Here is a 13,234-nt window from a genome sequence, read left to right as displayed (position 1 = left end):
AATTCATTCAAGCCGAAGCCGCTTCGCGGCTCGGCTTAATTCTGGCGTTAGCCCTTAGGAACTAGATCAATGGATGCTCGGGCGCAGGTAAAGGCACTCGCAAAGCACGAGAACAGTCTTCTCGTAATTCACTACTCGTGCCAGAACCTCAACGATAACAACGAAGGCTACTCACCGCGCATCACATCCATTGCTGTGTTCCACGTTGCTAGCCACACGATGCACAGCTTTTCAATTCACCTGATCGCGGAAGTAAAGAAAATTCCTCGCGATCAGATCCAAGGTCAATACGACGCCCTCGAAGCCGTGATGCTTGAGGACTTCTACAAGTTTGTCCAAGAGCACCAAGATCATTCTTGGCTGCACTGGAATATGACAAATATCAATTTTGGTTTTGAGGCCATTGAGCACCGATATCGCGTGCTATCTGGAAAGATTCCACCACAGGTCGCTGACAGCAAGCGCTTCAATTTGTCGGCACTCGTTTCAGAGATATACGGGACGGGATATGTGGAGCACCCGAAAATGCCGAACCTGATGGACTTGAATGGCGGCAAATCACGCGACTTCTTGACAGGAGCCGAAGAAGTTCAGGCCTTTGAGCGTCAGGAGTACCTAAAACTGCACAAGTCGACGATGTGCAAGGTGTACTTTTTTAATTCCGTATTCCACAAGCTAGTAACGAGAAAGCTAAAGACGGCCAAGTCCAACTGGAGAGAGCGCCTCAACCGTGCACTGGAGTCAACCCCAGCAAAGGTTCTTGGGTTTATCACTGTTTTGTTCACGCTCTATCAGCTGGGCCAAGCAATAGGTCTCCTGCCGGAGAAGTCGGCAAAGTTGCCTGATCCGCCAGTCTCAACGCAGGGTGCGGTGCCAGCCAAGCCCAAGGGCTAACAATTCATTCAAGCCGACGCCGCTTCGCGGCGCGGCTTAATTCAGGTGTTAGGCGTGTGGCTTCTTCCTTGGCATGGCGCTCCCGCTTGCACTGGTCACCGCGCCGCCTGACACTTGGCAGGTCACCTCATCGGATGGTCAACGTGGCGAGGCCTGCATCGGACGGAGCACAAGACAATCAGCCTATCGGCCCGCAAGATCAGCCGGCCATCTGCGTTGGGTCGTCCTGGCCTAACAAGTCAATCAAGCCGAAGCCGCTTTGCGGCTCGGCTTATTTCCAGCGTTGCGCCTCACAGGAAACCTCATGAAGGACTTGGCAGAACTTCTAAGGGCAGTAGCCGCGCTTCTGTGGCCGGTCCTGACGTTCGTCGCGTTGCTCATGTTCCGCAAAGAGATTTCCGACATCGTCTCACGGCTAAAGCGAGGCAAGCTTTTTGGCCAAGAGATTGAGCTCGAGGAGACCTTAAACAATTTCAAAGTTTCAACAGATCTCGTGCAGGAGGAGGTTGCTGCGCTACCTAGCGAGCAGCGCGCAGAAGATGAGCCTGCGAAGATTGCTGCGGATCGAGATATAGCTCAGCACATCGTTCACGAAGCAGCCAAGTCCCCCAAGGCGGCACTAATCAGCCTATCGAGCGAACTCGAAAAGCTGGCTCGCGAGATCTTAGCCACCACCGGCCATCTCAATGGTCGGCGCCACATTCCGATGCCCCAAGCGATTTCGGAACTGCACAAAACGTACGGCTTAGCATCCCACGTCCCCAGCTCGCTGCAACACTTCTGGGATATTAGAAATCGTGTTATCCACCTCGGTGAAGGAACGGACGAAGACATTCTACGAGCCATCGACTCCGGCATAGCCTTGCTTCGAGCACTTCAAGCGGTGCCACGTGAAACGAATACTGTTTTCATGGCTAACGTTCCTGTCTTTTCGGACGAGGCACTGACTAAGCAGATCCAGGGTGTGTCCGGGCTGCTCCTAGAGTCTCGGTCACCTGGCGGCGTGTCAGTGTTCTACCGAATCTTTCCCACAACTCGAAACGACTATGTAGCCGGCAAGGCCGTAACATGGGAATGGAACATGGGGTTGGTACTCGGCGCTGCCTGGTACCGAGATCCGCAAACGGGTTCCGCTAAGGAAGCATGGTCTAGCTCAGCGGAGTTCGCGGGCAGGCACTTGGACGAGTTGCGGTGAGGCCCAACAATTCGTCCAAGCCGACGCCGCTTCGCGGGTCGGCTTAATTCACGCGTTAGCGAACAAGGGGGGGGACGCATGGGCGAGCAAGAAAGCGTAATGAAGCATCACTGCAACGCTTGCGCTCGAATTACCAAGCACAAGCTTTTGCTCGAGCGAGAGTCCAGAGATAGCGAGGAAATAGAAGACTACGGCCCGATCTTCTGGGTTGACACTTATGAGGTTCTCGAATGTCTTGGGTGCGAAACCGTGTGTATGAAGCACACAAATTATTTCGAACCTACAGACGAAACAAGCGTCTCCTCATATCCGCCCCGTGTCACTCGACGGAAGCCACTCTGGTTCCACCAGCTTCCAGCGCCAATAAATTCACTGCTCCAACAAGTCTACCAAGCACTCGATGCCAACGGGCGCTCGCTCGCGCTCATGGGAGCTAGAGCGATCCTGGACATGGTTATGGTCGAGACCTCCGGCGATCAAGGCTCTTTCCCCGCCAAACTTGATGCACTGGAGCAAAGTGGGGCGATAGGCTCAAAGAACAAGGAAATTCTTAGGATTGCACTGGATGCCGGGAGCGCGGCTGCTCATCGTGGATATCAGCCGTCAACGGATGATGTAAACGCGGTTATGGATATCGTTGAGAACCTATTGCAGAGCGTTTACCACCTAAAAACTCTCGCCGAGAGCCTGCGCAGTACAACTCCGTCGAGAACTGGATAGTTGAATCCTCAACGTATCCACTAACAATTCACTCAAGCTGAAGCCTCTTCGCGGCGCGGCTTATTTCCGGTGTTACCTGCCATGAACATATTCACCGCGTCTCTTCTATTTCTTTCGCAGGTCGTCGCGGCCGACACCTTTCCGCCACTTTGGACGGGTGGTGGGTACAAGATCTATGCATCACCCTCTGGGACGAGGGCCTATCTCGCTCCTGCGACGGAAAATGGACAAACAGTTTTTGGATGCATTACTGCCGCGGGATTAGATGAGAAGTACTTGGTGCTTCAAGGTTATCCGGAATATTCTTTCGCTAAAGGCCAGGCGTTCTCTGACATCCCGTTCTTTTACTTCATTGACCTGTCCAAACCCCTCTACCTACGCACGCTGTCCGGCCCACTGAGTCGGTGGGAGTATGGGATCATTCGCAAAAGTATCGATTTCCCTCGTTTGACTCCGGTACTTGATGTCGAGCGTTGCAAGGGTGCTGGCGACAGCTAACAATTCATTCAAGCCGAAGCCGCTTCGCGGCTCGGCTTATTTCCAGCGCTAGGTGTAACGGTGAACGATTTCTACATTCCTGGAAGGGTTGATTTCTCGATCAGCGAGGCTCAATGGCTTGCGGATCTGCACGGAATAGAGAACGACCTCCGCGACACCGACAAGCTTTGCGCCAAGTCTCTTGCATTGATGCGCCCGATGCCGACTCAGAATGAGAGTGCCGCCGATTGGCTCAACGACAGTTGGCTCGCAGGGGAGTTATCGTTTGCTGCCGTTATCAAGTACGGGCGGACGTTCGGTACAGGTGTGCGGTCAGGCATCCCAGTATCATGGATAAATCAGCTTCCAGATTGCTATAAAGCGTCGCATAAGTACTTCAAAGACATCCGAGATAAGTTTGTTGCGCACTCTGTGAATGCCTTCGAAGACAATCAGGTCTTTGTGTATCTTTCCCCGCAGTTCGCCCCTGTCGAGGCGTCTTCCGTCACGGTTGATACCGGTCGCTTCGTTTCACTTTCCAGTGAAGATATCCGCACCCTCAAGAGCTTGGCTGGTGCCCTAAACCAGTTGGTACAACAAGAGATCGCTGTGGAAAAGTCTAGGGTGCTGGAAATTGCGCGATCGCTGCCTCTCGCCCATCTGCTAGCGCGCGATACTGACAATCGCCCTCTACCGGCCGCTGAAGACGTCGGTAAGCCGAGGCCAAGGGCGTGACACCTAACAATTCATTCAAGCCGAAGCCGCTTCGCGGCTCGGCTTAATTCAGGCGTTAGACGCCAGATGAAAGCACTCCTTGCCCTTGTGATCATTGCCATTGTGCAACCTGTATCCGCGGGGACCCCCTGCGAGATACGCGGCGACGCCACTCACTGGGCTTACGATGCTTGCTTCAGTCAATTCGAGACAGATGATGATTTGCACCCCAGCGTTGTAACTTGCGCGGACCGCAACTTGGCGCTTATTCGATCCAGGGGCTCTTGCCCAGCCAAACGCATCTTCAAGGGCCGCATGTGTACCCTGTTGCAGCAAACTGAAGATCGCCACCATTCCTTCAAGGCATGCATGGCTGATCTATCTGTGGTCGGGTCAACGGTACTAAATGGCGGGCTTTAGGGCCTAACAATTCATTCAAGCCGAACCCGCTTCGCGTCTAGGCTTAATTCTGGTATTAGGCCGCAATATGCGACTTCTTAGCTCTTTGATTCTTCTCATGTCGCTCGCTCCGCTTGCTGGGCGCGCTATGGAACTTGACTACGACAAAGCAATTCACCTCGATGCTGAAGAGCTCGCCGAGCATGGCATCGCAGAGGCATACACCAAGCTCCTCCCGGAGCTCAAGCATCATGTTAATGCGCCAATCTGCGTGCGCGAATATCTAAATAGTGATCTCCCGTCTTACGAAGTAGTTGCCGGACAGCGCCACTACAAGATCTATCCGTCACCGCATGGTGGCGATGATTACGAAAGCTGGGGTACTGCTACGTACGCCCTGTTTGCAATCGTGAACACTCAGCTGCAGCACAGTTCGGTGAGGTTCTACGCTATTAATAGTGGCAACGACCTATTCGGCATATTCCTCACGCCCGACCAGGCTAAGAGCGCGCGCCGAAGCCTGCCCCGTCGACAGGATTGGCCCTACTTGCCGACCGATGCCCCACCTTGGTTCGGCCAAGAACACTAGATGGTGCCTAATAATTTGCGTATTAATCGCCCAGGGTTTCGTGGACACCTGCGCGCCGCTTGATTGCTGCGTCTCGAACTGCAACGCTGACAGTCTTCCGCTGGAACCATGCTGGCGCTCGGGGCTGTAGGACATCTGAGTTTGGTCAAGGACATCTGCTCTGGCCTCAGCACTGTGGGTGTGGATACTTCGCTTAGTCCGAGCGCGCTCGAACAATTGAAAGAAGCACTCCGCCGTCTCATATGCGGGAACATTTTTCCGAAGTACTCGACGACAGTGGCGGTGCTGCGGCTTTTCCTCTTCCGCGTCATTAACCTCGGGCAGCTTGGTGCAAGCGTTGCCGTTGGCACGCGCTCGACCTTCTGTCGGCCGCATCACACAAGCAATCCCAACACGGTTGACAAGGCCGCCGAGTGACCGCAATCTCCAGTCAAGGAGCGTAGAAACTCCTCTAGTAGCGGTACCCACCTCCGTCAAACCGGTGGGTTTTTTGTGCCTGCATTCTGCAGGCACAAACCGACGCGACGCCTGCGTCGGGAGGGCGGCTAATACAACACCCGTAAGGGGAATACGCCCGCCGACTACTAGCGGTTTCTAACCTCCCGACTTCCCGTCCGCCGTTCGGCGGGCGGTCACTTCATGGTGAAAGGAGAAGCGGCGATGACGGAACAGACGTTTGACGATCGAGGTGCGGGGGACTTCCTGCGTGAGAACAGCGGGCTGTTGCTGAGGCAGGTGAGGAATCACATCCACTTCCTTACGCGGCTGGCCCAGCCAGGCACTGAGGGAGGGCCCACGGACGAAGCACCGGCCGTGGGCATGGCCGAGGTGATGTCCTGCCTGGACCAGTTGTCCGAGCAGCTGGACTTGTTGCTCAAGGACGCGAACTTTTACGGACGTACGGGCCACCCGCTGATGGTGGATATTGCCGATATCCCTGCGGCGCACAGTGACGCTTCCGGTGCAGAAGAAGAGGAAGAAGATGCGTCATCGTCCGAGCGACAGGAGGATGAAGAAGGCGATTACGTCCCCGCATCCCCTGCCCGCCACGGCACCTATGCGCAACGGCTGGTCTTCGGCGTGACCCTGGCGCAGATCGACACGCTCCAACAGCTGATGGCGGGCATCAAGGCCTATGCCGATGCGGTGTTCGCCGATGGCATGGCGGACTTCGCACCCGGCACGTTGGCGACACTGGGCAGCACGATCTTCGACCGGGCCAATGATGTGTCTGAGATCCTCAGGGAGATCAATGCGCAGTCGCTGCAGCAGGGTCGCGCGGGTTTTGCGGTGGAAGAGGCCGCGCCCCCGTACCTCGTCCAGGGGCGGGCCGGAAGAAGCCACGGATCGCACAGCACGCCAGCATGGGAGGCGCGCGTGTGGACCGGGGCGCCGCACGCCGATCGGCGGCATCTGCACTGAGCGAGCGATGACCTGGCGCAACCGATCCGGTCGGTGACGCGAACCAGCGGGCCGTCTCTGGGACGCCGCTGGTTCGTTTGCAGTGCTGAGGTGAGCTTCAGTTCCTTCTTTGTCCGCTGGCCAGGTGCGTCGCCGCTCCTGGCTTGGCGCCGACGCTCGCAGGAGCCGACCGCCTTGTAGCCGCCTGTCGCCTCCACCACAACACGGCCTGATCAAGCTTTGCGACCAAGCGGATCAGCTTGCGCATGCCCGCTGCCGAACTGGCGATTTGCACCGCCCCAGGCCTGGCCTGCATGGCCACATCCATCGCCGCCTTGCCCACGTCAATACCTACTGCGGTCATGCCCGTTCTCCGATAGAGTTGGCCGGTCGAGGGCATCGCGCCCGTGGCCCACACTTATCAGTTCGAGGGTGACCTCGGTCAACTGTCCGGGCGCAGGGCGCGAGCACCGGCATGCGGCCCCTGCTGAGTTACGGTGCTGCTACACCGAGGCGTTATCGGGCGCGCATGCCGGGCGCTCGGCGCCTACAGTAGGGAAACTGGAAGACATAAGGCGTTAGGCGGTACGGATGGTTCGGGGCAATTCAAATCACAAGACGCGCTTCGGAAAGTGGCAGCAGCTCGCGCCTGCACAAACTCGCTTTCTGTCCTCAATCGTGGAGACCCGTTTGGTTCCCTTGCTTGAAACGGAGGGCTTTCTTTGGATGGATCACACGTTCCGTCAAACTGATTGGCCTGTTTCGGGCCGTGAGATCGAGTTGGAGCGCTGGTCCAACTCCTCAGTCGAGTCCGTCTCGTTCAACTTTGACAAGTACGGAGCACCTCGGCTTCAGATTCACTTCTCCCGGCGCATGGCAGAGCCGCCACATGACTTTGTATAGTCAAGCAATCTTGTGGCTAGGCGATCCCAGTACTATCACTTCTGGGGCAAGCCCTGGTGGGTTCCCATTTCGCTATGGTCGCAGCAATCCTCATTGCGCACCATCGCTAGAATTGAGCAATGTTTCCCCCAAGCGTTCGAGTTCCTTGCCACTGGTACGCGTGGCAACAACATCAGCCGGGCGGTTACGTGAGCGCCGCCTAACAATTCATTCAAGCCGACGCCGCTTCGCGGCGCGGCTTATTTCCAGCGTTAGGCCGCTATGGACAACGACGACATCGTGCAGATTCAAGACGTGGCTGCCGTAAGGGCATCGGTTCTCCAGACTCGTCGCAAAGTCCTGCTCGCTGCAACCATCACTCCGCTGCTAGTAGCATCATTGGCTTTCTTGACTATCCGCTACCTTACCTCGTTAGGCACTGCCGTCTCGCTTGTCCTAGCAGCCGTGTTTGTGTTGCTCGGGATCCCTGTTTTCGCTCATTGGCTGCGTCACTACCAGAGCATTCTCCGGCAGCTAGATGTTCTTGATCATCGTGTTTCCATTGGAGAGACTGTCTATGGCTCTCAGGTGGCTTTTCACTCTTATCGGCGAGTGAATCGCCCAGCGCTTCGTAGACACCCACGAGCCACTTGATTGCTGCTTCTCGAACTGTAGCGGTGACAGTCCTCCGCCGTATCGTGTCGGTGCTTGGGGCTGTAGGACACCTCATTGAGTTCTTCGGCGGCGGCGCGGGCGGCGGTTCTCGCCCGGTCGGCAAGCCTCGCGGCTGGCTGTCAAAGTTCTTCTTCGGCGCAAAAACGTACCGATGGTCCGGCCCGGTTACCGGGTGGGGACTAACAGTTCACTCAAACTCAACCCGCTTAGTGGGTCGGCTCAATTCACGCGTTAAGCTCCTGGATGCAGAAATGTCGCAAGCGCTGATTCTGGCCATGGCCGCGCATGTCGCGCTCGCGGCGTTGCTCTACGTGCTTCTCACGGTTGCTCGCGCCCCGGCGGTGTGGGGCGTCGGGAGGCGCACGGATGGGTCGAACCCGTTCGCCGCATTCGAGCCGCGCATCGGCGCCAACCTTTCCAACCAATTCGAATGGCCGGTGCTGTTCTACGCCGCATGCATCCTCTTGCTGCTCGGGACGCCTGGGCCGGCCGCCGTCGGCTTGGCGTGGCTGTTCATCGCGGGCCGCGTTCTCCACAGCGTGGTGCACATTGGCACGCGGAACGTCCGGCTCAGGGGTATCGTGTTCACCCTGAACTTCCTGGCCGTGTTGGGTCTTTGGGTGCTTGTAGTTGCACGCACAGTGTCCGAGCCCGTTACCTAAGAACGCCCTCTTCGTCCGCCGTCGAGGTGCGTAGCCTCTCCGGCTTGGCGCCTGTGATTGCAGAAGCCGACTCGCCCACCGACACTGCGGCCTGGTTCACCCGCTTCCCACCAGGGCCGATCTCCGATGAGCCTGTCGAAACCACAGCATGGCGTTGCCTTGGGCATGGCGTCGGCCCTGGCGCTCTCTGTCGCTGGGCTGGGCGCTGCGGTCCTTGTTGCGCCAGCTGTGTTGCTGCCAGACACCTTGGAGGGCCGGCTGCAGCTGGCGGCGTGTGCCGCGTTGGCGCCTGCACTGGCGCTCGCGGTCTGCATCGCGCGGCTGGCCGCGCATCGCTTTCGCACGCCCGCCGATCTCGATGGCAGCGGCATGACCGAGGGCACGGACCAGGCCAGGTTGCTGCAGGCACTGCTGCAAAACACGCTCGAACAACTGGCCCTCGCCCTGCCCGTCTATGTCGCCTGGGCCGCGCTCGCGCCGCCGCGCTGGCTGGGGGGACTCCCCTTGGCCGCTGGCATGTTCGCGCTGGGGCGGCTGCTCTTCTTCATCGGCTACCCGCGGGGCGCGCCAGGGCGGGCGTTCGGATTTGCGCTGACGTTCTATCCCAGCGTGCTCCTGCTGCTCGGTGCGCTCTTGTTCGCTGCACACGTGGTTTGACCGCCACCGCTCGCAGATCCACCGGCTTCGCCGGGCGATTCGGCTCGGTTAGAAGCGACTTCACTTTCGCTTTGGCGTAACGCACGTATGTGCGTCGGCGCAGGCCAGGCGAGGACGCCTGTGCCGCTCACGCGCGCTTGTTAAAGGGCCGGAGCGTGACGCCAAAGGACTAGTCCAGGAGCTGCGTGCGGACCCGCCCCTCCGCGTGCCCGGCAGACCCGCGACCTTGTTAGGAATCGGTGCGGCGTCAAGGGAATTTCTTCACCTGACATGCTCGCCGCAATCTTTAGGTTCGTGCTTCCCCCGCGTCTCACAAGATCCATGTTCTCTCATTCCTTGCGCCGCTTTCCTTGCGCTCGATGCGCTGTTTCCATGCGTTGTTTCGCCCGATGAAGGGGGACGCTGAAAGCCGTCTTCAGGACGCGCGTGAGTTCCGCGTGCACGGCGTGCTGCCCATTGCGCGCTACGGCGCGTTGGGTGAGGGGCGCTCGGTCGCGCTCTGCGGCGTGGATGGCTCGATCGACTGGTGGTGCGCGCCCAACATGGATAGCCCGCCGCTGTTCGATCGCCTGCTCGATCCCGAGCGCGGCGGGTTCTTCTCGCTCTGCCCCGATGAGCCCTTCGACATCGAGCGCCGCTACCGTGACGACAGCAATGTGCTGGAAACCGTGTTCCGCACCGCGTCGGCGCGGGCGGTCCTGGTCGAGTCCCTGAACAGTGGCAACGCTGGGCGCCTGCCCTGGTGCGAGCTGGCACGGCGGGTCGAGGGCCTGGAAGGGACGATGCGGTTTGTGCTCAAGATGAAGCCGGGCGCCCGCGCCGAAGCCGCCAACCCGTATTACTCCACGGTTGGGCCGCACAAGGTCTTCCATGTGCAGCGGCTTCTCGGGCTTTTGATTCACCATTCCGCCGTGCAGTGCCACTGGTCCGATGCCGGGATCACCGGTGAGGTCACGGTCTCGGCAGGGGAACGGGCCACCGTCGCGCTGGTGGTCGGCGAGGACGAGCCGTTGGTGGCGCCCTCGGTCGAAGAGGTCGATGGCCGCATCGACCTGACCGATCGCGAGTGGCGCGCGTGGGCGAGCAACGTCAAGTTCGAGGGCGATGCGCGCGCGGGATTCGTGCGCAGTGCGCTCGCGCTCAAGCTGCTGCTGTACTCCCCTTCCGGCGCGATCGCGGCCGCGGCGACGACATCGCTGCCGGAGCGGATTGGCGGTGAGAAGAACTTCGACTATCGCTATGCGTGGGTCAGGGATGCCGGCTACACCATCCAGGCGTTCCTGGCGGCCGGGCTGGAAGCCGAATCGAAGGCGGCCTTCACCTGGCTGCTCAAGCAGCTGCGACGACACGGTTCCAAGGTGGTGTTCACCCTGGATGGGGAAAAGGTCCCGTCGGTCACGCCCAAGCGTGCGGCGGGCTACCGCGATTCCACACCCGTGGTGGTCGGCAACCTGGCCGGTGACCAGCACCAGCACGGCATCTACGGCGACATCTTCGAGACCGCCTGGTGCTTCGTGAACACCGGCAACGTGCTGGACAGCGCGAGCGCGGAAGTGCTCTCGCATCTGGCCGACGAATGCGCCGATCGCTGGCGGATGCCGGATTCGGGCATCTGGGAGCTGGCGGACCTGCAGCACTACACCATGTCCAAGGTCAGCTGCTGGCAGGCATTGGCGCGGGCGGTGGAACTGGCCGACCAGGGCCAGCTGCCCACCACCTGCCGCGATCGCTGGCACCGCGAGCGCGACCGGATCCGCGCTTGGATCGAAGCCGAGTGCTGGTCCGACGAGAAGCAGGCCTTCGTCATGTATCCGGGCAGCGACCGGCTCGATGCCTCCATCGCCCTGGCCGTGCGTTTCAGGTTCGATGGCAAGGAACGGCTGCAGAAGACGCTGGACGCCATCGACCGCGAACTGGGCCAAGGCGATTTCCACTATCGCTACTCGGGCATGGAGCAGGAGGAAGGCTGTTTCATCGCCTGTTCCTTCTGGATGGCCGAAGCGGTCGCGCGCCTGGGCGACACCGAGGCCGCCCGTGCGCGCCTGCATCGCCTCGGTCGCGCGCTCGACCATTGCAACGGCGTGCTGAGCGAAATGATCGACCCCCATACCGGCGAGTTCCTGGGCAACACGCCCCAGGGACTCAGCCACCTGGCGCACATCATGGCCATGTCCACGGTGGCCGAACTGAGCGCACATCCCTCACCACAGCAAGGAGAATCTCCATGAGCGATCGTCTCAAGATGCAGGACCCACGCACCCAATATCCCCAGCCGCCCTTCCCCGCCCAGCCGCAGCAAGCGCCCGGCGAGGCGGCCAAGATGGAACCCACGCCGGATCACGGCGAGACCAGCTACCAGGGCTCGGGCAAGCTCAAGGGGCGCAAGGCCCTGGTCACCGGCGGCGACAGCGGCATCGGCCGCGCCGCCGCGATTGCCTTTGCCCGCGAGGGAGCCGATGTCGCCATCTCCTATCTTCCCAGTGAGGAGGCCGACGCAAAGGAAGTCATCGAACTGATACAGGCCGAGGGGCGCAAGGCGGTCAGCCTGCCCGGCGACGTCACCGATCAGGCCTGGTGCAAGACCCTGGTGGACAAGACGGTCTCCGAGCTGGGCGGCCTGGACTTGCTGGTCATCAATGCCGGTCGGCAGCAGTACCGCGAGGACATTTCCCAGCTCAGCGCCGAGGACTTCGACAAGACGCTCAAGACCAACCTGTATGCGATGCACTGGATCGCGCAGGCCGCCGTGCCGCATCTGCCGGCCGGTGCGTCGGTGATCACCACCGCATCGATCCAGGCCTATGACCCCTCGGCGATCCTGCTGGATTACGCCACGACCAAGGCGGGCATCGTGGCCTATACCAAGGCGCTTGCCAAACAGCTGATGGAGAAAGGCATCCGCGCCAATGTCGTGGCGCCGGGTCCGTTCTGGACGGTGCTGCAGTGGGCCGGTGGTCAGCCCACCGACAAGGTGACTCAGTTCGGCGCGCAGACAGAGTTCAAGCGCCCGGGCCAGCCGGTCGAAATCGCCCCGCTCTACGTGCTGCTCGCCAGCCAGGAGGGCAGCTATCTGTCCGGTGAAGTGCTGGGCGCCACCGGTGGCGCTGGCGTCGCCTGACGCCCACGGGCAGCCCGCTTCGGCGGGCTGCCTGGGCCTGCCTTAGCCGGCGATGGTGAACACCGAGCCGGAGTCGATGCGCAAGCCGGCGCCGTTGATGAAACTGGCGCGCTCGGAACACAGGAAGGCCACGGCCGCGGCGACCTCCTCCGGCCTGCCGCGACGCTTGAGCGTCATACCCGGCCTTTCCTCGTCCAAGAACGTGGCGATCGCCTTGTCCACGCTGATGCCTTTTTCCTTGGCCCGCTTTTCCATCATGGCGTCGGTCATCGGCGTGTGGATGAAGGCCGGCGAGACCGTATTGACCAGCACGTTGTCGGCGCCATAGGCCTTGGAGAGCCCCTTGGCCAAACTCACGATGCCGGCCTTGGAGGCGCAGTACGGCAGCTCGTCCACATAGGGCTGAACGGCATCTTCGGAGGCGAACAGGACGATGCGCCCCCACTTGCGCTGGCGCATGGCGGGAATGGCCTGCCGGCACATGCGCACCGCGCCCATCAGGTTGATGTCCAGTGTCTCCAGCCAACCCGCATCGCTGACGTCGAGAAAGTCCCCGGTGGCGCCCGTGACGCCTGCGGCGTTGACGTAGATATCGGGGTCGCCCAGGCGCTCGCGCACCTCCGACCAGATGCGGTGGACGTCGTTCTCGCGCCTGACATCGCCGGTCACCGCGATGACCTGCCCTAGCGGGGAAAGCTCATCGTGGGCCTGTTGCAGGGTCCCGTCCGGCAGGTCGGTGATGGCGACGCGGGCGCCGGCCTGCAGCAGCTGCCTGGCCGTTTCCAGGCCCATGCCCGAATCCGCGCCGCTGATCAGCGCGATCCTGTCTTTGATACCGAGGTCCATGTGAT

At 60.2% G+C, this 13,234-nt stretch carries 12 protein-coding genes; 11 read left to right on the top strand and 1 reads right to left on the bottom strand.

Annotation, left to right across the window (positions count from 1 at the left end; all coding sequences use genetic code 11):
- Positions 1-69 precede the first annotated feature (69 nt).
- From ACORQU_RS16335 to ACORQU_RS16285, 11 genes are all read left to right on the top strand, one after another.
- A complete protein-coding gene (locus ACORQU_RS16335; RefSeq protein WP_491642125.1) occupies positions 70-894 on the top strand; it encodes a hypothetical protein in 825 nt (274 codons plus the stop codon).
- 304 nt (positions 895-1,198) lie between these two features.
- Positions 1,199-2,089, top strand: coding sequence for a hypothetical protein (locus ACORQU_RS16330; RefSeq protein WP_491642124.1), 891 nt, complete (start codon positions 1,199-1,201; stop codon positions 2,087-2,089).
- A gap of 78 nt (positions 2,090-2,167) precedes the next feature.
- On the top strand, positions 2,168-2,809 hold the full coding sequence (locus ACORQU_RS16325) for a DUF4145 domain-containing protein (protein WP_491642123.1): 642 nt from the start codon (positions 2,168-2,170) through the stop codon (positions 2,807-2,809).
- Positions 2,810-2,890: 81 nt separating this feature from the next.
- Entirely contained in the window at positions 2,891-3,307 is a 417-nt protein-coding gene (locus ACORQU_RS16320) for a hypothetical protein (protein ID WP_491642122.1), read from the top strand.
- 60 nt (positions 3,308-3,367) lie between these two features.
- A complete protein-coding gene (locus ACORQU_RS16315) occupies positions 3,368-4,021 on the top strand; it encodes a hypothetical protein (RefSeq protein ID WP_491642121.1) in 654 nt (217 codons plus the stop codon).
- A gap of 496 nt (positions 4,022-4,517) precedes the next feature.
- Entirely contained in the window at positions 4,518-4,988 is a 471-nt protein-coding gene (locus ACORQU_RS16310) for a hypothetical protein (protein ID WP_491642120.1), read from the top strand.
- A gap of 660 nt (positions 4,989-5,648) precedes the next feature.
- Complete coding sequence (locus ACORQU_RS16305; RefSeq protein WP_491642119.1) at positions 5,649-6,410, top strand: XAC0095 family protein; 762 nt, start codon at positions 5,649-5,651, stop codon at positions 6,408-6,410.
- Positions 6,411-8,197: 1,787 nt separating this feature from the next.
- Complete coding sequence (locus ACORQU_RS16300; protein WP_491642118.1) at positions 8,198-8,608, top strand: MAPEG family protein; 411 nt, start codon at positions 8,198-8,200, stop codon at positions 8,606-8,608.
- Positions 8,609-8,734: 126 nt separating this feature from the next.
- Positions 8,735-9,265 carry an MAPEG family protein gene (locus ACORQU_RS16295; RefSeq protein WP_491642117.1) on the top strand — a complete coding sequence of 177 codons (531 nt, stop codon included), beginning with the start codon at positions 8,735-8,737 and terminating at the stop codon, positions 9,263-9,265.
- A gap of 389 nt (positions 9,266-9,654) precedes the next feature.
- Positions 9,655-11,493 carry a glycoside hydrolase family 15 protein gene (locus tag ACORQU_RS16290; protein WP_491642116.1) on the top strand — a complete coding sequence of 613 codons (1,839 nt, stop codon included), beginning with the start codon at positions 9,655-9,657 and terminating at the stop codon, positions 11,491-11,493.
- Positions 11,490-12,383, top strand: coding sequence for an SDR family oxidoreductase (locus ACORQU_RS16285; protein ID WP_491642115.1), 894 nt, complete (start codon positions 11,490-11,492; stop codon positions 12,381-12,383). Before ACORQU_RS16290 ends, ACORQU_RS16285 begins: the two co-directional genes overlap by 4 nt.
- Before the next feature lie 42 nt (positions 12,384-12,425).
- On the opposite strand, the gene ACORQU_RS16280 is transcribed toward ACORQU_RS16285, so the two are convergent.
- Positions 12,426-13,229: an SDR family NAD(P)-dependent oxidoreductase gene (locus ACORQU_RS16280; protein WP_491642114.1), complete on the bottom strand. Its 804-nt coding sequence runs from the start codon at positions 13,227-13,229 to the stop codon at positions 12,426-12,428.
- Positions 13,230-13,234: the final 5 nt, after the last annotated feature.

The organism is Pseudoxanthomonas sp. JC1303, from assembly GCF_058448525.1.
The sequence above is the reverse complement of the archived record's forward strand: the minus strand, read 5'-3'. Positions and strand labels throughout refer to the sequence as shown.

Excerpts from the sequence above, each read along its gene's own strand:
- ACORQU_RS16335 (WP_491642125.1), top strand. The coding sequence starts at position 70 with ATGGATGCTCGGGCGCAGGTAAAGGCACTCGCAAAGCACGAGAACAGT.
- ACORQU_RS16330 (WP_491642124.1), top strand. The coding sequence starts at position 1,199 with ATGAAGGACTTGGCAGAACTTCTAAGGGCAGTAGCCGCGCTTCTGTGG.
- ACORQU_RS16325 (WP_491642123.1), top strand. The coding sequence starts at position 2,168 with ATGGGCGAGCAAGAAAGCGTAATGAAGCATCACTGCAACGCTTGCGCT.
- ACORQU_RS16320 (WP_491642122.1), top strand. The coding sequence starts at position 2,891 with ATGAACATATTCACCGCGTCTCTTCTATTTCTTTCGCAGGTCGTCGCG.
- ACORQU_RS16310 (WP_491642120.1), top strand. The coding sequence starts at position 4,518 with ATGTCGCTCGCTCCGCTTGCTGGGCGCGCTATGGAACTTGACTACGAC.
- ACORQU_RS16305 (WP_491642119.1), top strand. The coding sequence starts at position 5,649 with ATGACGGAACAGACGTTTGACGATCGAGGTGCGGGGGACTTCCTGCGT.
- ACORQU_RS16300 (WP_491642118.1), top strand. The coding sequence starts at position 8,198 with ATGTCGCAAGCGCTGATTCTGGCCATGGCCGCGCATGTCGCGCTCGCG.
- ACORQU_RS16295 (WP_491642117.1), top strand. The coding sequence starts at position 8,735 with ATGAGCCTGTCGAAACCACAGCATGGCGTTGCCTTGGGCATGGCGTCG.
- ACORQU_RS16290 (WP_491642116.1), top strand. The coding sequence starts at position 9,655 with ATGAAGGGGGACGCTGAAAGCCGTCTTCAGGACGCGCGTGAGTTCCGC.
- ACORQU_RS16285 (WP_491642115.1), top strand. The coding sequence starts at position 11,490 with ATGAGCGATCGTCTCAAGATGCAGGACCCACGCACCCAATATCCCCAG.
- ACORQU_RS16280 (WP_491642114.1), bottom strand. The coding sequence starts at position 13,229 with ATGGACCTCGGTATCAAAGACAGGATCGCGCTGATCAGCGGCGCGGAT.